Origin of the sequence: Sorangium sp. So ce1504 (genome assembly GCF_051521635.1) — a bacterium.
GTDB lineage: Bacteria > Myxococcota_A > Polyangia > Polyangiales > Polyangiaceae > Sorangium > Sorangium cellulosum_B.
In genome coordinates this window covers 2,330,827-2,355,038 of record NZ_CP150365.1, presented here as the reverse complement: position 1 = coordinate 2,355,038, position 24,212 = coordinate 2,330,827, and the positions used below count along the sequence as shown (strand labels likewise).

The following is a 24,212-nucleotide window of genomic DNA, read 5'->3' as shown; positions in this document are numbered from 1 at the left end:
AACGCCCGCGGTGGCTGCGCGCCGGGACGCCTTCCGTGCAGGCTGCGGCGCTTCTACTGGCCCCGGCGCTGGAACGCGGGCGTGTCCCAGTCGGCGTCGAGCGGAGGGACGAAGCTCGCGCGGTCGCGCGGGCTGCCGCCCGCCGCCTGGACCTGCGGCGCGGGCCGACGGGTGGTCGGATACGCGACCTCCTCGTGCCGGTGCGGCTGGCGCTGCGTCATGGGCATGGGAGGAGCGCTCGGGGCGGAGCGGCCCGACATCGGCCCGGCCGCTGCGGCCAGCGACGCTCCGATGGAGTGCGCGGTGGCGCGCGGCTGCGCGGCGCTCGCGAGCTGCTGCGGGACCTCGGCGACGAGGTGGTCGAAGCCGGTCGCGATGACCGTCACCTTGATCATCTCGCCCATGTTCTCGTCGATCGTCGCGCCGAAGATGATGTTCGCGTCCTCGTGCGCCTGCTCCTGCACGAGCGTCGCGGCCTCCTCGATCTCGCGCATCCGCATGTCGGGGCCGCCGACGATGTTGATGAGCACGCCGGTCGCGCCCTCGACCGAGATGTCGTCGAGCAGCGGCGAGCTGACGGCCATCTCGGCGGCGAGGCGAGCGCGGCCCTGCCCCTTCGCGCAGCCGGTGCCCATGAGCGCGCGGCCCATGTTCGACATCACCGTCTTCACGTCCGCGAAGTCGACGTTCACGATCCCGTTCTGCGTGATGAGATCGCTGATGCCCTTGATCGCCTGATAGAGCACCTCGTCCGCCTTGCGGAACGCCTCGACGAACGAGAGGTCCTCGTCGCCCAGCGAGAGGAGCTTCTGGTTCGGGATCGTGATGAGCGTGTCGACGTGCTCCGCGAGCATCGCGAGGCCGAGCTCGGCGCGGCGCGAGCGCTGCTTGCCCTCGAAGAAGAACGGCTTCGTCACGACGCCGACGGTGAGGCAGCCCTCCTCGCGCGCGAGCTGCGCGATGACCGGCGCGGCGCCCGTGCCCGTGCCGCCGCCCATCCCCGCGGTGACGAACACCATGTCCGCGCCCTGGAGGCACTCCTTCACCCGCGTCACGTCCTCGAGCGCCGCCTTGCGGCCCTTCTCGGGATCGGCGCCCGCGCCGAGACCGCGCGTGACGCTCGCTCCGATGTGGAGCTTGGTCGGGGCGAGGCTCGATCCGAGCGCCTGGGCGTCGGTGTTGACGACGATGAACTCCACGCCCTCGAGGCCGAAGTTGATCATCGTGTTGACTGCATTGCCGCCAGAACCGCCACAACCGATGACCTTGATCCGGGCGTCGTACCCGGTGTGCTCGTCGGCAAACTCGATGGAGAAACTCATGAACTCCTCCCGGGGAAGTACAGCTAGCCGCTCGGCCCGGCGCCGACCCCTACGGAGGTCGAGCGGCGCGGAACCCTCAGTGCGCGAGGACGTCCTCGCTCCGGACGGCATTCGGAGGGGCGCCTCTTCCCCTTCGAACACCGCGCTTCAAACCCTCTTGACTTCGCGTTCAAGAGGGATCGCCAGTGCGCTATCGGATCCTCTCAAACCCAATTCTCTAACAACTTTCTCTTGCCACGTCATGCCTAGAATGCTGCTCGAAGCCAGTTCCAGAACCTCCCGCTCGACCTCTTTTCAATCGCCATTTCTTCGACGACATCTCGACGCGACTCGCGCTCGCGGAGCTTCTCGCGACGGATCTCCGCGCGCCCGGCGTGGCCGGCGTCGAGCGTCACCGGCGTGAGCGCGCGCGCCTGCGCGAGTGCGTTGGCGCCGTACTGAACGAGGCCCACGCCCGTCGCGTACTGCGGGCCGGCCACGAGCTGCGTGATGCCTCGCACGCCGACCGGCACGCCGAGGCGCACGGGCATCCCGAGGATCTCCTCGGCGAACTCTGTCATCCCTTCCATGAGGACGCCGCCGCCGGTGACCACCGCGCCGGCCGAGAGCTGCTCGAGCATCCCGGTGTCCTCGATCCGCTTGCGGATGACCGCGAAGATCTCCTCGACGCGCGGCTCGATGATGTCCGACAGGACGCGGCGCGCCGCCTTGCGCGGCATGTGCCCGCCGACGCCGGGGACCTCGATCTCCTCCTCGTCGCCCACCATTCGGCCCAGGGCGCAGCCGGCGTTGCGCTTCAGGCGCTCGGCCTCGCCCATCGGCGTGCGCAGCCCGGCGGCGATGTCGGCCGTCACGTTGTTGCCGCCCGCCGGGATCACGCTGGCGTGCGCGATTCCGCCGTCCACGTAGAGGAGCAGGTCCGTCGTACCGCCGCCGATGTCGATGATGGCGACGCCGATCTCCTTCTCGTCCTCGGAGAGCACCGCCTCGGCGCTGGCGAGCGGCTCCAGTACCACGTCGGCCACGGTGAGGCCGCAGCGCTCCGCGCAGCGGACGACGTTCTGCACGCACGAGGTCGCGGCCGTGATCAGGTTCACCTTCACGCCGAGCCGGACGCCGCTCATCCCGACCGGGTCGCGGATGCCGTCCTGGTTGTCGACCGTGAACTCGCGCGGCAGGACGTGCAGGATCTGACGATCGGCGTCGACAGGGATGGCCCGCGCGCCCTCGAGGACGCGCTCGACGTCCAGACGCGTGACCTCGCCGCCGGAGACCGCGGCGACGCCGTCGGACTGCTGGCAGCGGATGTGGCTGCCCGCGACGCCGGCATACACGGTGCGGATCTCGACGCCCGCCATCGTCTGGGCGGCCTCGATCGCCTCGGCGATCGAGCGCACCGTCCAGTCGATGTTGCTCACCACGCCCTTCCGCAGGCCGCGGCACGGGACGTTGCCCACCCCGAGGATGGTGATCCCATCAGCGTCGATCTCGCCAACGACCGCCGAGACCTTGGTCGTCCCGATGTCGAGTCCGACGACGATCTCAGTAGTCTCCATCCGGCTCTTCATTGCGTGCACCACCTCATGCGGGGACGAGCCCCATGCGCGTGTAAGGCGGGCACGACGCTGCCATGAGCCAGCAGCACCGGCCAAGTTTTGCTCGGCGATCGCCGGCGCGGAGAGCGGGCCCGACGGCGCTCATCTCATCCTCACCACGACGCGCTCGGGGTGCGCGTCGTTGTCGAGGAAGATCACCGACGCGTTCGCCTTTCGCTGGGCGAGCTCGGTGAGCACCCGCGACGCCTGGGCGACCTTGTCCCGGTAGGGCGGCTGCCCGAGGTGGAGCGAGATCGCCTCCTTTCCGATGGTGACGACGATCGACCCGTCCCGCTCGACGTGGAGCTCCTGGGTCGGATAGCGGCGCGCGACGCCGGCGCGCTCCAGGTCCTCGACCACGTCGAGCAGGCGCCGGACCGCGATGACGACGCCGGGGCGATCCCGCGCCACCTGTTCGCCGGTGATCCCCGTGACGATCGGGAGGTCGACGGGGTCGTCGCCAGCGAGCTCCTTGAAGAGCTCGCCGTCGCGCGTCGCGAGGTAGAGATCGCCGCCGATCGCGACCAGGGCCTGCGCCTCCCGCTCGACGACGTCGACGTGGATCGTCGAGGGGAGCCTGCGCGTGACCGTCGCCTTCTCGATCCAGGGGTCGGTGGCGATCGAGGCGCCGGCGAGCTCGAGATCGAGCGTGAAGATGTTCTTGCCCACCTCGATGCCGCCGGAGCTGGCCACCTGCTCAGCGGTCCGGCGCTGGACACCGTCGACGAGCACCGTGCGCACGGCGAAGCGAGGGCTCGACACGATGTAGCGGCGCGCGCCCCACGCGACGGCGGTCGAGGCGACGAGCACGACGGCGGCGCCCGCGAGCAGCTGCAGGGCGCGGAGGTGGCGCGCGATCGGCCGCCGAGGGCGCGCCGCCGAGGGCGCGCCCTCGGCGGCGCGCTCTCCGCGGTCGATCGCGCGCGGCGGGCGCACGGAGACGCTCGTCGCGGGCGGGGCCGGCGACTCGTGCGACGACGGGGTCGACGCGCGCACGCGCTCGTTCTTCGGCGGCACCGCCGCCACGGGCTCGGGCTTCGAGCCGCGCGAGGCCGCCCGGACCGGCGGCGCCGCGGGCACCGACGGCAGCGAGCGGCGGCGGTTCGGCGGGGGCGCGCTGGGACGCTCGGTCATGAGCTGCCCTCCTGCGGCGGCGACTTCGCCTCGAGCCGCGCCTTGAGCCCCCGCACGCACGCGTTCACGTCGCCCGCCCCGAGCGCGATGACGACGTCGCCGGGCCGGGCGATCTTCTCGAGGGCCTCCGGGAGGTCGGCCTTGTCGGCGATGAAGCGCGCGTCGTGGTGGCCGTGCTCCCGGATCGACTGGACGAGGCGCTCCGCGGTGACGCCGGGGATCGGCGGCTCGCCCGCGGCGTAGATGTCCGTGACGAGCAGGACGTCGGCCTGGTTGAAGGCGCGCGTGAACTCGTCGAAGAGATCGCGCGTGCGGGTGTGCCGGTGCGGCTGGAAGGCCACGACGACGCGGTGATCCTCGCCGGGGAACGCCCGGCGGGCCGCGTCGATGGTGGCGCGGATCTCGGCCGGGTGGTGGCCGTAGTCGTCGATCATCGTGACGCCCCCGATCGACCCGACGACGGTGAAGCGGCGAGCGACGCCGCCGAACGTGGCCAGCGCCTGCTTGGTGACGTCGAGCGGCACCTCGAGCTCGTCCGCGACCGCGATGGTGGCGAGGCAGTTGAGGACGTTGTGCGCGCCCGGCATCTTCACCGTGAACCCGCCGAGCGGCTCCCCTCGGCGGTACGCGTTGAAGCTCGTCTCGAGGCCGCGGAACTGGATGCCGCGCGCCGAGTAGTCCGACTGCGGCGAGACGCCGTACGTGACGTGGCGGCGCGGGATGCGCGGGAGCAGATCCTGGACGTGCGGGTGGTCGAGGCAGAGCACGGCGAGCCCGTAGAACGGGACGCGCGCGGCGAACTCGACGAAGGCGTCCTTGATGCGCTCGTGCGTGCCGTAGTGATCGAGGTGCTCGGGGTCGATGTTGGTGACGACCGCGATCGTCGGGGTGAGCCGCAGGAACGATCCGTCGCTCTCGTCGGCCTCGGCGACGAGCAGGTCACCGGCGCCGAGCCGCGCGTTCGTGCCGAGCGCCGCCATCTTGCCGCCGACGACGACGGTGGGATCGAGGCCGGCGGCGCGCAGGACCGTGGCGACCAGGGAGGTCGTGGTGGTCTTGCCGTGCGAGCCCGCGATCGCGACGCCGTACTTCACGCGCATCAGCTCGGCGAGCATCTCCGCGCGCCCGATCACCGGGGTGCCGAGCGCGCGCGCCTCGGTGAGCTCGGGGTTCTCGGGGCGGATGGCGCTCGAGTACACGACGACATCGACGCCGCGGACGTTCTCGGCGCGGTGGCCGATGTCGATCCGGACGCCGAGCGACGTGAGCCGCCGCGTCGTCGAGCTCTCCTTGAGATCCGAGCCGGAGACCTCGAACTCGAGCGAGCGCAGGATCTCGGCGAGGCCGCTCATCCCGACGCCCCCGATGCCGACGAAATGGACGTGGCGAACGCGACCGCGGAACATCAGCCTGCCTCCTCCCAGCCGAGGCCAGCGCCGAGCGGCGCGGCCTGGTTCGTCACGGCGCCGCGCTGCGCCTCGCCAGCGCGCGCCGCGCGCCCTCCGAGGGTGGGGAAGCGCAGCGCGCGGTGGCGCGGAGCCCGCGCGAGCTCGAGCAGATCGGCGGCGACGCGCGCCGCGGCATCCCGCGTGGCGAAGGCCGCCGCCGCGTCCGCCATGCGGGCCCGGAGCGCCGGCGCGGCCGCGAGCCGGGCGATCTCGTCGGCGAGGCGCATCTCGGTGGCGTCGCCCTGGGCGATCGCGACCGCGGCGGAGGCCCGCTCGAGGGATTGCGCGTTCCTCAGCTGGTGGTTGTCGGCCGCGAACGGGTACGGAATCAGGATTGATGGGCGCCCGACAGCGCAGAGCTCGGCGAGCGTCGACGCGCCCGCGCGGGCGATCACGACGTCGGCCGCGGCGAGCGCCTCCGCCACGTCGTCGATGAACGGGACGACGCGCGCGCGCCCTGCCAGGCCGAGCTCGGCGTAGAGCGAACGGACCGCGGCCTCGCGATCCCTGCCCGTCTGGTGCACCACCTCGAGGTCGACGCCGCGCTCGCGGCCTCGCGCGATCGCGCGAGGGACGACGTCGTTCAGCGCCAGCGCGCCCTGGCTGCCGCCGAGAACCAGCAGGCGGAGCGCGCCTTCGCGCGGCGCGTACGGGGCGCGGGCGAAGGCGCGCCGGAGGGGGACGCCGAAGAGGCGCACGGTGCTCGGGCGCAGCGCGCGCGCCGTCTCCGGGAAGGCGACGTACGCGCGATCGACGATGGGCGCGAGCAGCCGGTTCGACAGTCCGAGGACGCTGTTCGGCTCCAGGATCGCGACCGGAACGCCGAGCGAGCGGGCAGCGAGCGAGACCGGTCCGCCGGCGTACCCGCCGAGCGAGAGCGCCACGCGGGCGTCGAGCCGCTCGACGAGCCGCCTCGCCTCCGGGAGGACGCTGCCCGCGCGGGCAGCGCCGCGCACGAAGCCGGAGAGGCCGCCCCCGCGGAGCGGCAGGACGTGGAGCAGCTCGAGGTTGTCGCCGCGCTCGCCCATCACGCGCACCTCGATGCCGCGCGCGGTGCCGACGTAGACGACGCGCGCGTCGGGCGCCGCAGCGCGGACGGCGTCGCCCACGGCGATCATCGGGAAGACGTGGCCGCCGGTGCCGCCTCCGGCGATGAGCACGGTCACCATGCGCCGCCCTCCTCGGCCGACGCGGCGACCACGGCCGACGCGCTCGGCGCGTGCGGGACGGGCGAAGCGCCCGCCTCGCCGCGCTTCACGGGGGCCACGACGGTCCGCGATCGGCTGATGCTGAGCAGGATGCCCGCGGCCGCGGCGTTCACGAGCAACGAGGAGCCGCCATAGCTGAGGAACGGCAACGTGAGCCCCTTCGTGGGGAGGATCGCCATCGCGACGGCGAGGTTCGTCATCGCCTGCACCCCGAAGAGCGTCGCGATGCCGAACGCCATGAAGCTGCCGTAGTCGTCGGCCGCCTCGAGGGCGATCTTCACGCCCCGCGAGACGATGACGAGGTATGCCGCGCACAGACCGACGATGCCGACGAAGCCGAGCTCTTCGCCGACGATCGCGGACACGAAATCGGTGTGCGCCTCCGGCAGGTAGAGCACCTGCAGCCCTCGCCCGAGGCCGAGGCCGAAGAGCCCGCCCGAGCCGAAGCTCATGACCGACTGGAACGGCTGGTAGGCGAGGTCCGCGCGGTTGTTGTCCATGTCGATCCACGCGAGGTAGCGCGCGTAGCGGTACCCGCTGAAGCGAACGAGCGCGGCGCCGGCGAACGCCAGCAGCATGGAGAACGCGGCGATGTACGGGACGCGCGCGCCCGCCACGAACAGCAGCGTGAAGGTCAGGAAGAGCAGCACGACCGCGCTTCCGAAGTCGGGCTGCTTGAGGCAGAGGAGCATCAAGAGCCCGACGACGAGGAGGTGCGGGAGGAAGCCGACCGAGAACGACTTGATGCGCTCGGCCTTCTTCGACAGCGAGTAGGCGAGCCAGAGCACGATCGCGAGCTTCGCCACCTCGGCCGGCTGCACGTGGACAGGGCCGAGCGAGATCCAGCGGTAGGCGTTGCCGGCCTTGTGGCCGAGCCCCGCCACGCAGGCGACGAGCATCCCGGTGACGGTGATGAGCACCGGGTACGTGAGGACCTTGAGCCGGCGGTGATCGATGCGGCTCGTGATCCACATCGTGGCGATCGAAAGGACCGCGTAGACCGCCTGACGCTTGAGGAAGAACTGCGCGTCCTTGTAGCGGACCGTCGCCTCGACGGCGCTGGCGCTGTAGACCATCACCACGCCGAAGCCGATGAGCGCCGTGACGACCGCCGCGAGGAGGGCGTCGACCGGGCCCGACGGGCTCGATCGCACCTTCCAGAAGGCCTCGGCGGCCGCCGCGATCCCGCCCGGCGCCGCCTTCTCCTGGTCGGGGGGACCGACGTGCCGGTTCTTGGGTGCGTCGGCGCGCGCGCCGAACGCGCTGCTCCACGACGTCACGACGCCACCTCCCCGGCGGCCCTGCCGCCAGCTCCCTGGAGCTCGCGGACCGCGCGGACGAAGGCGTCGCCGCGGTCCTTGTAGTCGCGGAACATATCGAAGCTGGAGCACGCGGGGCTGAGCAGCACCGCGTCGCCCGGCCGGGCGAGGGAGCGCGCGGCGAGGACCGCCTCCGTCATCGAGCCCGCCCGCGCGATCGGCAGGACGCCGGCGGCCGCTGCGGCGATGCGGTCCGCTGCCTCGCCGAGGACGACGAGGGCGCGCCCCCGCTCGCGCAGCGCGGACACGAGCGGGGCGTAGTCGCCGAGCTTGTCGCGCCCGCCCGCGATCAGGACGGCCTTCGCCTCGATCAGGCCGGAGAGCGCGGCGACGGAGGCGCCGACGTTGGTCCCCTTCGAGTCGTCGTAATAGCGGACCCCGTCGACGTCCGCGACGAGCGCGGTCCGGTGCGCGAGCCCCTCGAAGCCCGAGAGCGCGTCGCCGATCGCCGCCGCGGGGGCGACGAGCGCGGCGGCGAGCGCGACGGAGGCGCAGGCGTTCGCGAGGTTGTGCGCGCCCGCGAGCCGCACGCGATCCAGCGGGTAGCGGGCGCCGGCGACGCGATCGACGATCGCGCCCCCCGCGGCGCTCACGTCCGCGCGGGCGTCGCGCGCGCTGAACGTCACGACGCGGGCGCGCCCGCGCTCCGCCTGTCGGGCGACGAGCTCGTCGCCGAAGGGGACGACCGCCACGTCGTCGGGCGTCATGCGCTCGAACGGGTTGCCCTTCGCGTCGGCGTACGCCGCGAAGCTCGCGTAGCGATCGAGGTGATCGTCCGTGATGTTCAGCAGCGCGTGGGCGCGCGCGTGCAGCGTCGGCACGCGCTCCGCCTGGAAGCTCGAGATCTCGAGGACGAGCACGTCCCACGTCTGGTCGACGACCTCGGCGAGGGGGGTCCCGAAATTGCCGCCGACGAACGTGCGGAGGCCGGCCCGCTCGAGCATCGCGCCCGTGAGCGCCGTCGTCGTGCTCTTGCCGTTGGTCCCGCCGACGAGCACGACGGGCGCCGACACGAAGCGCGACGCGAGCTCGAGCTCGCCGATGACCTCGCGCCCGGAGCGAGCGACGGCGTCGAGCGCAGGGAACGACGGCACGCCCGGCGAGACGACCACGAGGTCGGCGCCGTCGAACAGCGCCGGATCGTGCCCTCCCGGCGCGAGGACGACGCCCTCGCCCTCGAGGGCCGCGGCCGCGGCGGAGAGCCGCTCGCGCGGCGCGCCGTCGTTCGCGATCACGCGCGCGCCGCGCGCGTTCAGGAGGCGCGCGGCCGCGACGCCGCTCCGGCCGAGACCCACGACGATCACTGTTCGCCCGCGGACGTCCATCATGCCCTCACCGCAGCTTCATCGACGCCAGGGACACCAGCGCCAGGAGGATGGAGATGATCCAGAAGCGGACGATGATCTTGGGCTCCGCCCACCCCTTCTTCTCGTAGTGGTGGTGGATCGGCGCCATCAAGAAGACGCGCTTGCCGGTGAGCTTGAACGAGAGGACCTGCGTGATGACGCTGACCGTCTCGATGAAGAAGATCCCCCCGAGGATGATCGACAGGAGCTCGTTCTTGGTGAAGACGGCGAGCATCCCGAGCCCGCCTCCGAGGGCGAGCGACCCGACGTCCCCCATGAAGACCTGGGCGGGGTACGTGTTGTACCAGAGGAACCCGATCCCCGCGCCGATGACCGAGCCGCAGTACACCGACAGCTCGCCGGCCGACGCGATCGCCGGGATGTCGAGGTAGGCCGCGAGCGAGAAGCTCGCGATGGAGGCGCCGACGATGTACGCGAGGATGAGGTAGGTCCCCGCGTTGATGATCACCGGGCCGATCGCGAGGCCGTCGAGGCCGTCGGTGAGGTTCACGGCGTTCGACGTGGCGACCACGACGAAGACGGCGAACGGGATGTAGACGTAGAGCGGCAGCTCGATCGGGTACTTCGAGAACGCGACGAACGGGATCGCGAGCCGCGTCCTGATCTCCGCCCAGTCCGGCGGGAGCTTGGACGCGAGCAGGAACGTGTAGGCCACGGCCGCGCCGCCGATCAGCACCTGGCCGATGAGCTTGTAGCGCCCGGGCAGGCCCCCGCTGCTCCGCCGCTTGATCTTGAGGAAGTCGTCCAGGTAGCCGATGACGCCGTAGCCCGCGGTGACGGCCGTCGTCGCGAGGACGAAGGGGTTCCTGAGGTCGGCCCACAGCACGGTGGGGAGCAGCAGGGAGAGCAGGATGAGCGCGCCGCCCATCGTCGGCGTGCCCGCCTTGATCTTGTGCGTCTCCGGCCCCTCGGCGCGGACCACCTGCCCGATCTGCTTCCGCCGGAGCTCGCGGATGAACCACGGCGCGAGCACGAACGTCAGCACCATGGCGGTGATCGTCGCCATGATCGTGCGGAACGGGATGTAGCGGAGGACGTTGAGCCAGCTCAGCCAGCCGTAGTGGAACTTGAGCGGGTAGAAGAGCTCGTAGATCACCCCGCACCTCCGTGCGACGGCCGCTCGCCGAGGGCGCGCGCGCGGCGCGCGGCGAGCGCGCGCCGCGCCTCGTCGCGATCGTCGAACGGCAGCGTGACGCCGCCGATGATCTGGTACGGCTCGTGGCCCTTGCCGGCGAGGAGGACCACGTCCCCCGGCTCGGCGTCGAGCACCGCGCGCTCGATCGCGCGCGCTCGATCGAGCTCGACGACGACGCGCGCGCGCCCGGCGGCGAGCCCCGGCAGGATGGCGTCGGCGATCGCGCGCGGGTCCTCGCTCCGCGGGTTGTCGTTGGTGACGATGGCGACGTCGGCGGCGCGGCCGACCGCCTCGCCCATCTGCGGCCGCTTCAGCGGATCGCGGTCGCCGCCGCACCCGAAGACGCAGAGGACGCGCCCGCCGCCGAGGGCACGCACGCTCGCGAGCACGCGGGCGAGCGCGTCCGGCGTGTGCGCGTAGTCGACGAGCACGATCACATCGTCGGCGTCGGGGGTATCGCAGCGCTCCAGGCGGCCCGCGACCTGGATCGGAGACGAGAGCGCCGCGGCGGCGTCACCGACGTCGAACCCGAGCAGGTAGGCCACGGCGAGGGCGGCGAGCAGGTTCGACGCGTTGTGCGCGCCGAGCAGGTGGGAGCGGATGGTGACCTCGCCGACGGGCGTGCGGGCGCGGATGAGCGTGCCGCTCGCGCTGTGCGCGAGCTCGACGGGGGCGATCTCCGCGGCGTCCGGGCCCACGCCCACCTCCGCCGAGTAGCGCGCGAGCGTCGCCGCCGTCGGGCGCGAGAGCCCGCCGGGGGCGAGCATCTCGACGAGCTGCCGCCCGAAGGGATCGTCGACGTTGATGACCGCGGCGCCGGGGCCGAGATCCACGAACAGGCGCGCCTTCGCCGCCGCGTACGCCTCCATCGTGCCGTGGTAGTCGAGGTGATCCTGCGTGAGGTTCGTGAAGACGGCGATCCGGAACCGGACCGCATCGACGCGCTTCGCCGCGAGCGCGATCGATGACACCTCCATCACGAGGTGCGTCGCGCCGCGGGCGACCATCGCGGCGGCGACGCGGGCGAGCTCGTCCGCCTCGGGGCTCGTGTGCGAGGCGTGGACATCGAGATCGCCGAAGCGGTAGCCGAGCGTCCCGACGATCCCGGCCTGACCGCCGCACCGATCGATGCAGGCCTGGACGAGGTGGGCCGTCGTCGTCTTGCCGTTCGTACCGGTGATGCCGACGACCTCGAGCGTGAAGGTCGGGTGTCCGTAGACCACGGCGGCGGCCTGAGCGAGCGCGAGCGGCACGTCGGGGACCTCGACGCGCGCGGCGCCGAGCGTGTCGGCCGCGCTCCCGCGGGCGACGATCACCGCCCGCGCGCCGCGCGCCACGGCCTCGGGGATGAAGCGCTCGCCGTGGTCGCGCGCGCCCGCGCGCGCGACGAAGATGTCCCCCTGCCTCACCTTGCGCGAGTCGAGGTGCACGCCTGTCACGACCATGTCCGCGGCGCCCGCCGGAGAGAGCGCGGCGCCCGGGATCTCGAGCAGCACGTCGCCGAGGCGGAGCGCGAGCTCGACCTCGGCCAGGCTGGCTTCCTTGTGATCGTGCTCCGTCATGTGGGGGGCTCGAAGATGAGCTTCAGGGGCGATCCCTTGGGCAGCACGGTCCCGGGCGGAGGCTCCTGGCGCGCGAGCCGCCCCGTGCCCTCGACGCTCGGATCGAGCCCGAGCGCAGCGGCGCTCTTCACGGCCTCGCGCTGCGGCAGCCCCGTCAGATCGGGGACGCGCAGCTCCCCCGCCTTGAGCGGCGCGGACGGCGTGACCACCCCCGTCGAGATCGGCGCGGCCGCGGCGCGCGCCTCGCTCAGCACCTGATAGGTGCTCGCCGCGAGGTCCTCTCCGGACTGCTCGCTGATCTCCGACAGCTTCATCGGCACGCTCCCGCGCGGGGTAACGCCCAGGTAGCGCAGCGCCATCTCACCGATCCGACGGAAGACGGGCGCCGCGACCGAGCCGCCGGCGTACGTGCCGCCCATCGGCTCATCGAGCACCACCGCGATGGCGATCCGAGGCCGCTCGGCCGGGACGAACCCGACGAACGACGCCACGTAGTGGGTGTCGGTGTACTTGCCCGTCGCGGGATCGATCTTCTGCGCGGTGGCCGTCTTCCCCGCGACGCGGAACCCCGGGATCGCGGCCTCGACGCCGGTCCCGTCCCCCTCCGTCACCGCGACGAGCATCTCCGACATCATCCGCGCGATCGGCGCCGGCACCGCGTCGCGGCGCACGCGCGGCGACGGCTCCGACAGCGTGACGCCCGTGCCGTCGGTGACCCGCTTGATCAGGATCGGCTCGAGCAGCCGCCCGTGGTTGGCGACCGCCGCCGTGGCCATCGCCAGCTGGAGCGTGGTCACGCTGATCCCCTGCCCGAACGAGGCCGCCGCCGTCTCGACCTGGACCCACGGGCGGCCGCGCGGCCGCAGCACGCCCACGGACTCGCCCGGCAGCGGCACGCCGGTCAGGTCCCCGAAGCCGAACCGCCGGAAGCCCTCGTAGAGCCGCTGCTCGCCGAGCCCGAGCGCGATCTTCGCCGTGCCGATGTTGGACGACTGGGCGAGGATCTGCGGCACCGTCAGCCACTTGTGAATGTGCGTGTCGTGGATCACGACGTTGTCGATCGCCATGTTCCCCTCCTCGCAGTAGATGGTCGCGCTGGGGGAGACGCTCTTCGCCGCGATCGCGCTCGCGATGGCGAACACCTTCATCGTGGAGCCGGGCTCGAAGCGATCGACGACGCAGCGGTTGCGCCGGGACCCTGGATCGCTCTGCGAGTAGTCGTTCGGGTTGAAGCCCGGAGCGCTCGCCATGGCGAGGATCTCGCCGCTCTCCGGATCGACGACCACGATCGATCCGCCGAGCGCCTCGTAGGTCTTCATCGCCGCCTCGAGCTCGCGCTCGGCGGTGAACTGGATGCCCTTGTCGATCGTCAGGTGGACGTTGTGCCCGGCGAGCGCCTGCTCGTCCTCGATCCCCTCCGAGAAGATGAGCCGGCCCGAGCGATCGCGGAGCCCGCGCACCTCGGACGCGTTGCCGCGGAGCTCGTGCTCCAGGCTGAGCTCGATCCCCTCCTTGCCCTCGCCGTCGGTGGCGACGAAGCCGAGCAGCGGGCCGGCGAGCTCGCGGTTCGGGTAGAAGCGGCGCCCCTCGCCCTCGATCACGAGCCCGCGCACCGGGTAGCGCTGCGTCCTGTCCCCGAGCGCGCGGACGTTCTCGACCTCCTGCTCGGAGATGCGGCGCTTGAGCCAGGCGAAGCGGCGCCGCCGGCCGAGCTTCTCCACGACCTCCTCGAGCGGCAGCGAGAGCGCCTGCGCGATGCGCTCCGCGTACTGCTGGATCCGCATCGGGACGTACTTCTCCTCGATGCCGCGGAGCATCTCGACCGCGTCCACGGAGACGCTGGGCACCTCCACGCTCTCCGCGAGCGGCGCGCCGTTCCGGTCGTAGATGGTGCCGCGCTTCGGCGTGATGTGGAGCCGCCGCTGGCGCTGCCGCTCGGCGAGGTCGTACCACGCGTCCCCGTCCTCGACCTCGATGCGGTAGGCGCCGGACACGACGCCGCCCAGGCCGAGCGCCATGAGGCCGCAGAGCAGCCCCATGCGGATGCGGATCCACCGCGCGCGCCGGGGATCGAGGTTCTTCACGGCTGCCCTCCGCTCGGCGGCGCGCGGCCGGGCTCCTCGCCTTCGGGCTCGCGCTCGCCGGGCGGCGCGGAGTAGCCCCGCACCGGGATCACGCGCTCGGGCGGGGGCGGCGTCATGCCGAGCAGCGAGCGGGCGACCATCTCCACGCGCTGCGGCGTCTCGTAGCTGGCCGCCTCGAGCGAGAGCACCCGCTTCACCTCGCGCAGCCGCGCCTGCTCGGCGCGCGCTCGCCCGAGCTTGTATCCCAGGTCGACCGTGCGCCCTCGCAGCGCGAGGTGCACGATGAACGCCGCCACCGTCGCGGCCACCGCGAGCGTCCACAAGATGAGGAACGGACGCTGCTGCGTCACGCGAGCGCCTCCGCCCCGCTTACGCGCCTCGCGGCGCGGAGCTTCGCGCTGCGGGCCCTCGGGTTGCCTTCGACCTCGTCGTCGCCCGCGGTCACCGGCTTCTTCGTCAGCGGCTCCCAGACCTCCGGCTCGCGCAGCGCGCGCTTGACGATGCGGTCCTCCAGCGAGTGGAACGAGATCACGGCGAGCACGCCGCCCGGCGCGATGATCCTGGGCGCCGCCTCGAGCAGCGCCTCGAGCTGGTCGAGCTCACCGTTCACCGCGATGCGCAGCGCCTGGAACGTGCGCGTCGCCGGATCGACGCCGCCGATGCGCGCCGGCCCGACGGCGCGCACCACGGCGCGCCGCAGGTCGAGCGTCGTCACGAGCTCGCCGCTGTCGGCCGCCTGCTTGATGCAGCGCGCGACCCGCCGGCTGCGGCGCTCCTCGCCGTAGCGGTAGATGAGGTCCGCGAGCTCCTCGTCGCTGAGCCGCTCGATGAGCTCGAGCGCCGTCTCGCCGCGGCTCGGGTCCATCCGCATGTCGAGCGGCCCCTCCGCGCGGAAGCTCATGCCGCGGGCCGGGTCGTCGAGCTGCATGGAGCTCACGCCGATGTCGGCGACGAGGCCGTCCACCTGCGGCACGCCGAGGGCCGCGAGGTGCCGCTCGATCTCGGAGAACTCGCCGTGAACGTAGGTCACCCGATCCCCCGCGCGGGCGAGCCGGGCGCGCGCGATGGCGAGGGCGCGCTCGTCGCGATCGATCCCGATGACCCGGGCGCCCGGCGTCTCGAGGATCGTCGCGGTGTGGCCGCCGGCGCCGAGGGTGGCGTCGACATAGACGCCCTCGCTGCTCGGCGAGAGCGCGGCGAGCACCTCGCGGCCGAGGACGGAGACGTGCTGCTCGGCGCGCGGGCGCGGCGGCGGAGGAGGCAGGTGCATGGGGACTACATTGACGACGTTCATAGGCGGAACTGCTCCGCGATTGCGTTCTTGAAGCTCTGAAGCTCGACCTCGCTCATCTGCTGAGCGGCCTTCCACCGCTCCTGCGACCAGAGCTCGATCGTCTGGCCCATGCCCGCCCACAGCACGTCCTTCGTGAGGTCCGCGTGCTCGCGGAGGGACGGCGGGATGAGGATCCGGCCCTGCTTGTCAAGGTCACACTCGACGGCCGCGGACAGGTAACGGCGCCGGAAGGCGACCACGTTCGAATCGAATTGCGGAAGTGCTGCAATTTTCGCCTCCAGCTCTTCCCAGGCCTTCATCGGATACGCGTGCAGGCAGGGGTCGAAGAGGGCCGGGGTGATGACCATCCGCAGGTCGTTCGCGGCCGCGAGCACGTCGCGAAAGCGCGAAGGGAGGCTCGTGCGCCCCTTCGCGTCGATCGCGTGCTCGAAGTGACCGCGAAACATCGTGCTCATCGACCCCAGCTCCGGCTGGTCCGTCCCGCCGAGGGGTTGGCGACGCGTTGCTCCACCGGGCGCACGCCGCGTCGTGACATTCTCTGCCACTTCTTCCCACGAAGCTCCGCCACGCTACGGAGTGAGGTGCCGAGTGTCAACAGTTTGGGAGATTTCTGGACCTCATCCGCCACCTATGTAGGACATAAACCCTCAAGGTCACACCCCACAAAACAGCGCGATTTATCGACAAATAGCTCCCGGGAAGTACCGTGGGAGGAAGTGGGGAGCCGCTCGGAGGTGGGCTGGAACGCGTCGGGCAGACGCTGGCAAGACGGAAAGCAAGCAAGACGGATCGCCGCCCTGAGCACGTCGATTCGCGGCCGGGCGAACGGGTGCGTAGCCGGGTTACCGGACGGGCTCAGCGAGCGTGTGGCTCTGGGGGAAACCGGGCGGGGGAGGCGCGCGGTGGGGAGAGTGGGGAGGCGCGCCGCGGTGGGGGAGAGTGGGGAGGCGCGCCGCGGCGGCGGTCAGCTGTGGGGGGTCACGTTGGTCTGGATCCACTCCACGATGCTCTTCAGGGTGGTCCCGGGGGTGAAGACGCCCTTCACGCCGGCGTTCTGGAGCCGCGCGATGTCCTCGTCCGGGATGATGCCCCCACCGAACACCACGATGTCCTCGGCCCCGCGGCTCCGGAGCGCTTCGATAACCGCGGGGAAGAGGGTGTTGTGCGCTCCGGACATGATCGACAGCCCCACGGCGTCGACGTCCTCCTGCACAGCGGCGGAGGCGATCATGTCGGGGGTCTGGTGCAGGCCCGTGTAGACCACCTCGAAGCCCGCATCGCGGAGTGCCCTGGCGACCACCTTGGCGCCGCGGTCGTGGCCGTCCAGGCCGGGCTTCGCCACGAGGATTCGGACTTTGCGCTCTGCCATGAGCGCGTCGATTACCGCCTGCCTGGGCAGACGTAAAGCGAAGCGCCCGATCGAGCGGCCTTCGCTCCGCAGGGGTGCATCCTTGCTGAGCAGCGGGCTTACTGCGCGGCGAAGACGAACGGAATCGTTACGGGCGTGGAACCCGAGGAAGGAGGGAACCGCCAGGACTTGATCCGGGAGGCGATGCAGCTCGACAGGCCGGGGTAATCCTTCTCCGATCCGCCGGCCGAGACGGACTGGACGGCGCCCGACGCGGCGATGACCACCGAAGCGGAGACCCTGGCGGTGCTGGCCGCGTTGCTGGCGCGGGCGTCGAGGGCGGGCTGCCAGCAGTGGCGGCGGACGCTGGGGCGGTTCGACTCGACGACGCCGGAGATCTCCCCCTGGGAAAGCGGGGTCAAACCGGCGCCGGCCCCCTGGCTGCCCGGCCCTGACGAGGGGCCGGGGACCCCAGCGCCGAACCCGGACCGGTCGAGCTGAGCAGAGGCCGATGGAGCGACCGGCTTGTCCGGCGGAGGGCGCTGGCTCGCGACGCCGCCCGCCTTGCCCGTCGAAGCGACCTCTGGCCGGGCGGAAGCCGTCTCGGCCGGTGCAGGTGCGTCCGGCTCGACGGTCGGCGGCGGCGGCGGGGCCGCCGTGGGCAAATCGGCCGGCTGGCTCTGCGGCGGGGGGGCGGTCACGACCTGCACGGGCTGCGGCTTCGGGGAGAGCAGGACGAAAGCGGAGACGCCACCGAACGCCGCGGCCATGGCGATGAAGGCGTATGCGAGCGGGCTCATGCCCGATCTCCGCCTTGGCGCGACCGTCTCCACCAGGCTGCCAGGCGTGGCCACCAGAGGTGCGGGCTCCGCGGCGGAGAGGGCCCCTGCCGGCGCGGCGGGCAAGCCCCCCGCGGTCAGCCTTCCGCCTGCTGGCGCCGTCGCAGAGCGCGCACCCCCAGCGGCCAGGCCACCCGTGGGCGCCGCCGCAGAGGGCGACCCGCCCGCGGCCAGGCCGCCGGCCCCGCGAGCGAGCTCGGTCGAGGCGGACGCGGCCAGCTCGGGTCCGGGCGCGAACGCGACGGGGTCCGTCCGATCGGCCGCGAAGGGATCGGCGAGCACCTCCACCGGCGCAGCGCCCGCGGCGTGGGTCCGCCCGGCGCCTGCCGGCGCTCCTGGCCATGCGGCCGGCGCGCTCGCTGCTGGCGCAACCGGGGCGACGCGCGCAACGGACGTAACGGACGCAACGGACGTAACGGACGCAACGGACGCGACCGGCGCGGGCAGCGGGGCCGACACAGCGGGCGTCCCCGCCGCGGTGAAGGCGGCGACCGCCGGGGCCTGCTCGTTCAGGCCAGGAGGCTCCGGCTCGCGCGTCGCCGTGCGCGCGGGCGCGGCCCCCCCGAGCGCAGGGACCCTCGACGAGGAGGGCGCCTTCGCCGACGACGCCTGCGGCTGACCGACAGAGGAGCCCGTGGTGCTGATGCGGCGCGCGGGCGGGGACAGGCGGGTGGACTGAGCCTGCGTGACGATCTCGAGCAGCTCCGGGAAGTTCTTGAGGGGCTGCCACTCATCGAAGCCCTCGCGCCAGACGAGCGACTCGCCGTCCACCGCGCCGGCAAGCGCCTTGTCGCGAATGACCGAGAGCCGCACCGGGCCGAGCGGGACGCCGCCGACCCCGACGTACCAGTCCTCGCTCGCCGTGGCGCGCACGGCCGGCGCCTTCCCGAGCGGGCGGTCATTGGACATCGCGCGCGTGAACGCGCCGGCGGCCCCCGCCGGCGGCGTGGGCTCCGCCGCCCTGGCGGCAGGCGCAGGGGAACGAGCCGGCACCGCGGGCGCCGGCTGGACAGCCCGGGCTGCCGGGGAGGCCTGCGGTGCGGTCGCCGGACGCGGGCTCGACGCCGGTCCGGGGACGGCACGCGGCGCGACCGGAGGTCGAGGAGCGCCCGCCGGGCGCGGCAGGGCCTGGGATGCCGGCCGGGGCGGCGCCGGCGCGGCGCCGTGGCCCAGGGACGAAGCCAGCGGCGGCTTCAACGGGCTCGCCGCGCCCCCGTCCGCCGCCGGCGCCTCGTCGCTCGGAGAAGCGACGTACGCATCGTCGCCCGCCTCGCGCGGCGGCTCGACCGGAAGAGCACGCGCCACGGAGCTCTCGGTGACGCTCGCGCTGACCTGGATGAGGTGCCCGCATCGCCGGCACTGCATCCGCACCATCTTGCCGGCGACCTTCTCGTCACCGATCTGGTACTTGGCCTTGCAGTTATCGCAGATGAATTTCATCCAAGGACGCGCCTGCCGGTGGAATGGCGCAGTCTACGACAGCTTGGCCCCAGACGACATGGGGTATGCGGTCAGAGCAGCCCGAGCAAGTGCTCCTTGATCGATTGCCGCGTCGGGTCATCGGGGGCGACGCCCAGCGCGCGCTCCCAGGTCTCGATGGCTTTGTTGCGGAACCCGGCCTTCTGATAGAGCACGGCGAGGTTCTTCAGCGCGGGGAAGTGCTTGCCGTTGATGTGCAGCGCCGTCTCCAGCTCCTGGATGGCGTCGTAGAGCTGCCCCTGCTTGCCGTAGAGCAGGCCGAGGTGGAAGTGCAGCCGGTACGCGAGCGGGTCGATCGCCGTGCCCTCGCGCAGGTGCCGCACGGCCTTGTCGAAATCGCCCGCGCGATACGCCGCGATCCCCGCGGCGAGGAGGCGCTCCGCCTCCGCCGAGATCCGGTCCTGATCGCCGCGGATCGAGCGCGCCTGGAGCGCGTTCTCCACGGCGGCGACGACGTCGGCGACGCGGAAGGGCTTCTCGATGTAGGCCTCCACGCCGTAGCTCGACTTCAGGTCCTCCGCGAACCGCCACCCGCGGTAGACGGCCGAGATCATGATGATCGGGATGTGGCCGTAGCGCTGGGTGCCCTTCATGCGGCGGGCGATGTCGAAGCCGTGCACCTCCGGCAGCATGGCGTCGAGGATCATCACGTCGGGCGGATTCTCCTTGACCATGCGCAGCGCGAGGAGCCCGCGGTCGGCCTCCTCCACACGGTACCCGCGCTCCTCGAAGATGCGACGGAGCAGCTTCCGGATCTCCGGCTCGTCGTCGACGACCAGGATCGTCGTCTGATCGCCCTGCGGCGCCTTGCCTGCGCCCGGGAGCGACTCGACGACGGAGAGATCGCGGTCTGCGGTGCCGAAATCCGTGTCCGTGAGCTCGTCGGCCGCCGCCGCCCTCCGCATGGCGTCGTCGACGACGAGCGGCGGCCCCGCCGGGGAGAGGCGGGCCGGCGACGGGGCAGCAGGCGGGCTCGGCTCGTCGGTGAGATCGGCGAACGAGATCTCCGCGTCGTCGCGCGAGCGCTCCGGCGCGGGCCGCGGCGGCGGCGGGGCGGCGCTGGGAGCAGGCGCCGCAGGGGCCTGGGCCACCGGGGCCTGGGCCACCGTCGCCGGGGGCACGGCGGACGCAGGCCGGCGCGGCGCGGGCTGCGCAGGGGCTGGCGGGGGCGCGGGCGGCGCCTCGGAGGCGGACGACGCCGTGGCGCCGAGCCCGGCCCGCTTCAGCACCTCGGGCGGGCACTTGGCGCCCACGTAGAACGGCTCGCCCTGCTCCTTCATGTCGTAGGCGGCCGCGATGGTCCGCACGAGGGGGCCCGCGAGCGCGATGTACGGGAAGACGCGCTTGCCGGTCACGAACTCGAGCTCGTCGATCACCTTCTTGTCGGCGGGCGCGGCCATGGCCACGAGGATGCGATCCTCGCGCACGAGCACGGGAAGGAGCTTGTGCTTGGCGGCGATCTCGCGGGGGAGGATGGAGAGGTCGCTCAGCTTGATGCAGACCTGGTTGAGATCGATGCCAGGAACCCCGCTCTGCTCGGAGAGGGCCTTCAGCGCAGCGACCTCGGAGACGGTGCCGCTCTCGATGAGGTTCGTGGCGAGGGGCACCCCCTTCGCGCGCGCGTCGAGGAGCGCCTGTTCGAGCTGGGGCTGGGTGACCGCCCGTTGCTGCAGGAGGATGCGTCCGAGCGGCTTCTTGTTGGCGTCTTGCGTCATTCCGCGGGCCGAGTTCGAAGGCTAATGGACGAGGAATGCGCGGGCAAGCACGCGACCCGCGCGCGAAGGCGGCCATCCGACCGACACGACCGGCTCGGGCTCGTGCGCCGGCGGCTCGGGCATACGGCCGGGTCGAGCGCGGCCAGGACGCCGCCCGATGCGCGCGGATCCGAGCGCGCGTCCCGACGCCAGAGGCGAGAGCTCACCATCCGCCCATGTTACTCCGGAACCCTCCGGGCAGCGCAGGCGATGCGCCGGCGGCGCGACGGCGCCCGCTGCGCCCGCTCCGCGAACGCATCGAAGAGGCCATGGCGACGATGTAGGGTCACTCCATTTACTCGGTCTTACTCGGGCTTACTCGGTCGCGCCCACCGTATCGTTCGCGTCGTTTGCATTACCGGCGTCGCTCGCGCCGAGCCACTCGCGAGAGAACGCCGCGTACCTCCCCTCGGCGATCGCCGCGCGCGCTTCTCGCATCAGGCGGCCATAGAGGTGGAGGTTGTGCTCCGTCAGCAGGCGCAGCACCAGGATCTCGCCGGCCATGTAGAGGTGCCTCAGGTACGCGCGGCTGTATCCACCGGCGCAGGTCGGGCAAGCGCAGGTCGGATCGAGCGGCGAACGATCTTCTTTGTAGCGGGCCTGCTTGATGACGATCTTGCCGTGCTGCGTGAGCGCCTGCCCGTTCCGCGCGTTCCGGGTGGGGAGCACGCAGTCGAACATATCGACCCCGGCGCCGATGGCGTGCACGAGGTCGAGCGGCGTCCCCACGCCCATGAGGTAGCGCGGGCGCGTCGGGTCGAGGTGCGGCCCGATCTGGGCGACGACCTCGTGCATCATCGCGATCGGCTCGCCCACGGAGAAGCCGCCCAGGGCGAGCCCGTCGAACGGCAAGGCGCCGAGCTCATCGGCGTGCGCCATGCGCAGCGCGACCGAGGTGCCGCCCTGCACGATGCCGAAGAGCGCCTGGCTCGGGCGCTTCGCGGCGAGGCAGCGCTTCCCCCAGCGCGTCGTCAGGCGACACGCCTCCTCGACCTCTGGGCGCGGCGCGCCGCCTGGCGGGCACACGTCGAGCTGCATCGCGATGTCGGCCCCGAGCAGCCCCTGCACCTCCATCGCGACCTCGGGCGTGAGCGCCTTGCGAGCGCCGTCGAGGTGCGATCGGAACACGAAGCCGTCCTCGACGAGGGTGCGCCGCTCGGCGAGCGAGAAGGCCTGGAAGCCCCCGGAGTCCGTGAGCATCGCGTGCGGCCAGCGGGTGAACGCGTGCAGACCGCCGAGCTGCGCGACGAGCTCGGGGCCAGGGCGGAGCCACAGGTGGTACGTGTTGCCGAGGACGATCCTCGCGCCGGTCGCGGCCACCTCGGCGGGGGTCAACGTCTTCACGCTGCCCTGGGTGCCGACGGGCATGAACGTCGGGGTCAGCACGTCGCCGTGCGGCGTGGAGAGCACGCCCGTCCGGGCATGCCCGTCCCTCGCGAGCTCGGAGAAGGAGAAGCCAGGCGTCCGGCTCATGGCGCGTCCACCCCCCGGATCAGCATGGCGTCACCATACGAGTAGAAGCGGTAGCCGGCGTCGATCGCCGCGCGGTACGCGAGGAGCGTGCGCTCGCGGCCGGCGAAGGCGAACACCAGCGCGAGCAGCGTCGAGCGCGGCAGGTGGAAGTTGGTCAGCAGGGCGTCGACGACGCGGAACCGATAGCCCGGCTGGATGAGGAGGCGCGTCTCCCCGGACTGCGCCCGCACGAGGCCTGCGCGGGCCGGATCGGCGGCCGACTCCAGCGCGCGAACCACGGTGGTGCCGATCGCGATCACCGGCGCGCCGCGCTCGCGCGCCCCCGCGATCGCGCCCGCGGTCGCGTCCGGGATCGAGTAGACCTCCGCGTGCATCGGGTGCAGGTCGAGATCGTCGACCGTGACCGGCTGGAACGTGCCGAGGCCGACGTGCAGCGTGACGCTCGCGATCTCGACCCCGTTCGCGCGGAGCCGCTCGACGAGGCCGGGCGAGAGGTGGAGGCCCGCCGTGGGCGCGGCGACCGCTCCTGGGACCCGGGCGAAGATGGTCTGGTACCGCTCGCGATCGGACGCGTCGTCGCCGCGGCCGAGGTAGGGCGGGAGCGGGACGTGCCCGTACGCGTCGATCGCAGCGGCGACGGACAGCCCCGCGGGCGAGGAGAGCTGCACCGTGAGCACGCCGTCCTCGGCGCGCTCCAGCACCTCCGCGACCAGCGCGCCGTCGCGCTCGATATCGAGCACCGATCCCGGGCGTATCGGCTTGGAGGCGCGCCCCATCGCCCGCCAGCGCTCGGACCGCGGCGCGCTCTCCTGCGGCCCTCCGCCGAGGTCCTCCGCGCCGGCCGGCGCCCCGTCCAGCCGGTGCAGCAGGAAGAGCTCGACCTGCCCGCCTGTGCCGCGCTTCCTCCCGAACAGACGAGCGGGGACGACCTTCGTGTCGTTGACGATGACGAGCGCGCCGCGCTCGATGTACCGGTCGAGATCGCGGATCGCCGCGTGCTCCACCTCGCCCGCTCTGCGGCCGCGATCGACCAGGAGGAGCCTCGCTCCGTCGCGCTCTTCGGGGGGCCGCGAAGCGATCAGCGCTTCAGGGAGTTCGTAGTCGAGCAGCTCGCAGCGCACGCCGCGCTACTAGCACGACGCGGGCGTGAGCACGTTCGTCTTGGCGCGGAGGAAGCGACAGATCTCGCCAACCTGGTAAGGCTTGGGGACGAAGGCCACCGCGCCGCAGTCGGCGCGCTCGACCTGGCGCGCGGAGAGGTGATACGCGCTGGAGAGCACGACCCGCACCCTCGGGAACGCATGCCGGATGTGCCGCGCGAGCTCGAGGCCGTTCAGGTCCGGCATCATCAGATCGATCATCGCCACATCGATCGGGGACGAGCCGAGGGTGAGCAGCGCATCCTGGAACGAGGCGGCGAACACGACCTCGAACCCCTCGACGCTTAGCCCTGCCGAAAGAGCGCGACGCTGGGAATTCTCACCGTCCACGATCAGCATGCGGGCCATTAAGCGTCCTCCTGCGGCGATCGCCGCCATCCAATACGCCTACTTGTCTAGCAATCATCGGGCCAAGTTCCCGAATCGACGCGTTGCGGTTGCCGACGCTAAAGTGAAACAGAAGAGCACAGTCTACATCGGGCGCCTCATTGCACTAAGGCAAATCCCGACGCTGCATCATTGCAAAGATGCAATCTCGCGTGGGCTACCTCCCTCGATTTGCTGCTGAGTCAGGTGGTTTGCTCGAATCGAGCGGCCGCATCCATACGGCCCGAACGGAGGAATGCAGGCTGAGCTCGACGGGCAGCATGTCGCGGTGCCTGGGGAGCACGGCCCATCGAGCACGGTCCGC

Annotated in this window: 19 protein-coding genes; all 19 read right to left on the bottom strand. The window is 72.2% G+C overall.

Features of this window, described 5'->3' with window-relative positions:
- Positions 1-53: 53 nt before the first annotated feature.
- Positions 54-1,322, bottom strand: a complete 1,269-nt coding sequence (gene ftsZ, locus WMF39_RS09030) for a cell division protein FtsZ (protein ID WP_437745137.1) — start codon at positions 1,320-1,322, stop codon at positions 54-56.
- Between the two features lie 245 nt (positions 1,323-1,567).
- Positions 1,568-2,890: a cell division protein FtsA gene (ftsA, locus tag WMF39_RS09025; protein ID WP_437745136.1), complete on the bottom strand. Its 1,323-nt coding sequence runs from the start codon at positions 2,888-2,890 to the stop codon at positions 1,568-1,570.
- 129 nt (positions 2,891-3,019) lie between these two features.
- Entirely contained in the window at positions 3,020-4,051 is a 1,032-nt protein-coding gene (locus WMF39_RS09020) for an FtsQ-type POTRA domain-containing protein (protein WP_437745135.1), read from the bottom strand.
- On the bottom strand, positions 4,048-5,457 hold the full coding sequence (murC, locus tag WMF39_RS09015) for a UDP-N-acetylmuramate--L-alanine ligase (RefSeq protein ID WP_437716583.1): 1,410 nt from the start codon (positions 5,455-5,457) through the stop codon (positions 4,048-4,050). The genes WMF39_RS09020 and murC overlap by 4 nt, the downstream gene beginning before the upstream one ends.
- Positions 5,457-6,668: an undecaprenyldiphospho-muramoylpentapeptide beta-N-acetylglucosaminyltransferase gene (gene murG / locus WMF39_RS09010; RefSeq protein WP_437745134.1), complete on the bottom strand. Its 1,212-nt coding sequence runs from the start codon at positions 6,666-6,668 to the stop codon at positions 5,457-5,459. The genes murC and murG overlap by 1 nt, the downstream gene beginning before the upstream one ends.
- A complete protein-coding gene (ftsW, locus tag WMF39_RS09005) occupies positions 6,662-7,987 on the bottom strand; it encodes a putative lipid II flippase FtsW (RefSeq protein ID WP_437745133.1) in 1,326 nt (441 codons plus the stop codon). The genes murG and ftsW overlap by 7 nt, the downstream gene beginning before the upstream one ends.
- The gene (gene murD / locus WMF39_RS09000) at positions 7,984-9,354 is read right to left on the bottom strand and encodes a UDP-N-acetylmuramoyl-L-alanine--D-glutamate ligase (RefSeq protein ID WP_437745132.1); all 1,371 of its coding nucleotides are present in this window, start codon (positions 9,352-9,354) and stop codon (positions 7,984-7,986) included. Before murD ends, ftsW begins: the two co-directional genes overlap by 4 nt.
- A gap of 4 nt (positions 9,355-9,358) precedes the next feature.
- Entirely contained in the window at positions 9,359-10,489 is a 1,131-nt protein-coding gene (gene mraY, locus WMF39_RS08995) for a phospho-N-acetylmuramoyl-pentapeptide-transferase (protein WP_437745131.1), read from the bottom strand.
- The gene (locus tag WMF39_RS08990; RefSeq protein ID WP_437745130.1) at positions 10,486-12,090 is read right to left on the bottom strand and encodes a UDP-N-acetylmuramoyl-L-alanyl-D-glutamate--2,6-diaminopimelate ligase; all 1,605 of its coding nucleotides are present in this window, start codon (positions 12,088-12,090) and stop codon (positions 10,486-10,488) included. The genes mraY and WMF39_RS08990 overlap by 4 nt, the downstream gene beginning before the upstream one ends.
- Positions 12,087-14,174 (bottom strand): penicillin-binding protein, encoded by a 2,088-nt coding sequence (locus WMF39_RS08985; protein ID WP_437745129.1) that lies wholly within the window; start codon positions 14,172-14,174, stop codon positions 12,087-12,089. The genes WMF39_RS08990 and WMF39_RS08985 overlap by 4 nt, the downstream gene beginning before the upstream one ends.
- Positions 14,171-14,524 (bottom strand): hypothetical protein, encoded by a 354-nt coding sequence (locus WMF39_RS08980; protein ID WP_437745128.1) that lies wholly within the window; start codon positions 14,522-14,524, stop codon positions 14,171-14,173. The genes WMF39_RS08985 and WMF39_RS08980 overlap by 4 nt, the downstream gene beginning before the upstream one ends.
- Positions 14,521-15,468 (bottom strand): 16S rRNA (cytosine(1402)-N(4))-methyltransferase RsmH, encoded by a 948-nt coding sequence (rsmH, locus tag WMF39_RS08975; RefSeq protein WP_437745127.1) that lies wholly within the window; start codon positions 15,466-15,468, stop codon positions 14,521-14,523. The genes WMF39_RS08980 and rsmH overlap by 4 nt, the downstream gene beginning before the upstream one ends.
- On the bottom strand, positions 15,465-15,923 hold the full coding sequence (mraZ, locus tag WMF39_RS08970; RefSeq protein WP_012234291.1) for a division/cell wall cluster transcriptional repressor MraZ: 459 nt from the start codon (positions 15,921-15,923) through the stop codon (positions 15,465-15,467). The genes rsmH and mraZ overlap by 4 nt, the downstream gene beginning before the upstream one ends.
- A 509-nt stretch (positions 15,924-16,432) precedes the next feature.
- Complete coding sequence (locus WMF39_RS08965; protein WP_437745126.1) at positions 16,433-16,837, bottom strand: cobalamin B12-binding domain-containing protein; 405 nt, start codon at positions 16,835-16,837, stop codon at positions 16,433-16,435.
- A 98-nt stretch (positions 16,838-16,935) separates the two neighbouring features.
- On the bottom strand, positions 16,936-19,095 hold the full coding sequence (locus WMF39_RS08960) for a GYF domain-containing protein (protein ID WP_437745125.1): 2,160 nt from the start codon (positions 19,093-19,095) through the stop codon (positions 16,936-16,938).
- Positions 19,096-19,166: 71 nt separating this feature from the next.
- The gene (locus WMF39_RS08955) at positions 19,167-20,849 is read right to left on the bottom strand and encodes a response regulator (RefSeq protein ID WP_437745124.1); all 1,683 of its coding nucleotides are present in this window, start codon (positions 20,847-20,849) and stop codon (positions 19,167-19,169) included.
- Between the two features lie 354 nt (positions 20,850-21,203).
- A complete protein-coding gene (tgt, locus tag WMF39_RS08950; protein WP_437745123.1) occupies positions 21,204-22,361 on the bottom strand; it encodes a tRNA guanosine(34) transglycosylase Tgt in 1,158 nt (385 codons plus the stop codon).
- A complete protein-coding gene (gene queA / locus WMF39_RS08945) occupies positions 22,358-23,482 on the bottom strand; it encodes a tRNA preQ1(34) S-adenosylmethionine ribosyltransferase-isomerase QueA (protein WP_437745122.1) in 1,125 nt (374 codons plus the stop codon). The genes tgt and queA overlap by 4 nt, the downstream gene beginning before the upstream one ends.
- Positions 23,483-23,491: 9 nt before the next feature.
- Positions 23,492-23,899, bottom strand: a complete 408-nt coding sequence (locus WMF39_RS08940; RefSeq protein WP_437745121.1) for a response regulator — start codon at positions 23,897-23,899, stop codon at positions 23,492-23,494.
- Positions 23,900-24,212: the final 313 nt, after the last annotated feature.

Coding starts and splice junctions, on each gene's coding strand:
- ftsZ (WP_437745137.1), bottom strand. CDS start 1,322: ATGAGTTTCTCCATCGAGTTTGCCGACGAGCACACCGGGTACGACGCC.
- ftsA (WP_437745136.1), bottom strand. CDS start 2,890: ATGAAGAGCCGGATGGAGACTACTGAGATCGTCGTCGGACTCGACATC.
- WMF39_RS09020 (WP_437745135.1), bottom strand. CDS start 4,051: ATGACCGAGCGTCCCAGCGCGCCCCCGCCGAACCGCCGCCGCTCGCTG.
- murC (WP_437716583.1), bottom strand. CDS start 5,457: ATGTTCCGCGGTCGCGTTCGCCACGTCCATTTCGTCGGCATCGGGGGC.
- murG (WP_437745134.1), bottom strand. CDS start 6,668: ATGGTGACCGTGCTCATCGCCGGAGGCGGCACCGGCGGCCACGTCTTC.
- murD (WP_437745132.1), bottom strand. CDS start 9,354: ATGATGGACGTCCGCGGGCGAACAGTGATCGTCGTGGGTCTCGGCCGG.
- WMF39_RS08990 (WP_437745130.1), bottom strand. CDS start 12,090: ATGACGGAGCACGATCACAAGGAAGCCAGCCTGGCCGAGGTCGAGCTC.
- rsmH (WP_437745127.1), bottom strand. CDS start 15,468: ATGAACGTCGTCAATGTAGTCCCCATGCACCTGCCTCCTCCGCCGCCG.
- mraZ (WP_012234291.1), bottom strand. CDS start 15,923: ATGAGCACGATGTTTCGCGGTCACTTCGAGCACGCGATCGACGCGAAG.
- WMF39_RS08965 (WP_437745126.1), bottom strand. CDS start 16,837: ATGGCAGAGCGCAAAGTCCGAATCCTCGTGGCGAAGCCCGGCCTGGAC.
- WMF39_RS08960 (WP_437745125.1), bottom strand. CDS start 19,095: ATGAAATTCATCTGCGATAACTGCAAGGCCAAGTACCAGATCGGTGAC.
- WMF39_RS08955 (WP_437745124.1), bottom strand. CDS start 20,849: ATGACGCAAGACGCCAACAAGAAGCCGCTCGGACGCATCCTCCTGCAG.
- tgt (WP_437745123.1), bottom strand. CDS start 22,361: ATGAGCCGGACGCCTGGCTTCTCCTTCTCCGAGCTCGCGAGGGACGGG.
- WMF39_RS08940 (WP_437745121.1), bottom strand. CDS start 23,899: ATGGCGGCGATCGCCGCAGGAGGACGCTTAATGGCCCGCATGCTGATC.